Below are 1,606 nucleotides of genomic sequence, written 5' to 3' on the forward strand. Positions count from 1 at the left end.
TGCCTGCGACGAAGCCGACCTGCAGGCCGCGCTCGACTGCGCATGGGCGCTCGACCAGCGCCTCGACATCGTCGTGCCGACGGTCGGCGGTGCCGGCTTCCGGCCGCTGCTGCTGCACGACGCCGACACCTTCCGCGCGGAAATCGACCTGAACCTGCACAGCGCGTTCGCCGCGATCCGTCACGCCGCCCCGCGGCTCGCCGACAGCGGCGGCGGCGCGATCGTCTGCATTTCGTCGACGGCCGCGCAGATCAATTTCCGCTGGCTGTCCGCGTACTGCACCGCGAAGGCCGCGCTCGAAGCGCTCGTGCGCGGCGCGGCCGAGGAACTGGCCGGCGCGAAGATCCGCGTGAACGCGGTGCGCCCGGGCCTCACGCGCTCCGAAGCCACCGCGCCGATGTTCGACAACCGCGCGCTCGTCGACAGCTTTCTCGAACAGATTCCGCTCGGCACGCTCGGCGAGCCGGAAGCGATCGCGCATGCGGTGCGCTATCTCGCCGGCCCCGAGTCGGGCTGGGTGACCGGCCAGAGCTTCGCGGTTGACGGCGGCCATGAGCTGCGCACCAACCCGCGCGTCGACGACACGATCGCGCAGATCTACGGCACGGCCGCGCTCGACGCGATCAAGGCCGGCCGCGTGCCGGGCGCCGCATGAGTGCCTGCCTTCTTTCAACGTCAAAGGAATTCGACCGAACATGAATCGAGTCGCAAACAAGGTCGCGCTGGTCACCGGCGCGGCGAGCGGCGTCGGCCGCGCGGATGCGCTGCTGCTCGCCGCCGAAGGCGCGCGTGTCGTGCTGACCGACATCGACGAGGACGCAGGCCGTACGCTCGCACGCGAGATCGGCGACGCCGCGCTGTTCGTCCACCACGACATCGCCGACGAAGCCGGTTGGCAGCATGCGATCGCATCGACGCTCGACCGCTTCGGCCGTCTCGATGTACTCGTCAACAATGCGGCGATCTGCCCGGTCGGCTCGATCGAGGACACGAGCCTCGACACGTGGCGGCGCGTGATGCGCACCAATGCCGATGGTTATTTCCTCGGCTGCAAGTACGCGATCGGCGCGATGAAGGGCAACGACACGCCGAGCTCGATCGTGATGATGTCGTCGGTCGCCGCGCTCGGCGGGTTGCCGATGATGTGCGCGTACACCGGGTCGAAAGGCGCGGTGACGGCGCTCGCGCGCAGCGTCGCGGTGCACTGCAAGCGCAGCGGCTACCGGATCCGCTGCAACTCGATCCATCCGGACGGGATCTGGACGCCGATGACGCAGGCGCTGATGCCCGATCTCGACCCGGCCGCGCTCGGCATCGGCAGCGATCCGATGGCGCGCATGTGCGACCCGCAGGACGTCGCGAATCTCGTGCTGTTCCTCGCGTCCGACGAATCGCGTTTCGTGAACGGTGCGGAGCTGCGGATCGACAACGCGCAACTGGTGTCGTCGCTGTGACGCGACGCGCCGCTTTCCCGTTCAAAGGAGTCCATCGATGATTTCATTCACCGGCAAGACCGTGTTGATCACCGGCGGCGGCGCGGGCATCGGCCGTGCGTGCGCGGAAGCGTTCGGCGCGGCCGGCGCGCGCGTCGCCGTGGCCGAGATCG

At 69.1% G+C, this 1,606-nt stretch carries 3 protein-coding genes; all 3 read left to right on the forward strand.

Features of this window, described 5'->3' with window-relative positions; translation table 11 throughout:
* Window positions 1–655, forward strand: a 655-nt coding sequence (locus G3N99_RS40195; protein ID WP_206125189.1) for an SDR family oxidoreductase, incomplete at its 5' end; no start/stop codon positions are given.
* Between the two features lie 40 nt (window positions 656–695).
* A complete protein-coding gene (locus G3N99_RS40200) occupies window positions 696–1,454 on the forward strand; it encodes an SDR family oxidoreductase (RefSeq protein WP_206125190.1) in 759 nt (252 codons plus the stop codon).
* 37 nt (window positions 1,455–1,491) lie between these two features.
* A partial coding sequence (locus G3N99_RS40205) for an SDR family NAD(P)-dependent oxidoreductase (RefSeq protein WP_241012094.1) occupies window positions 1,492–1,606 on the forward strand: 115 nt, incomplete at its 3' end.

The organism is Burkholderia sp. Ac-20392, assembly GCF_017104585.1.
GTDB lineage: Bacteria > Pseudomonadota > Gammaproteobacteria > Burkholderiales > Burkholderiaceae > Burkholderia > Burkholderia lata.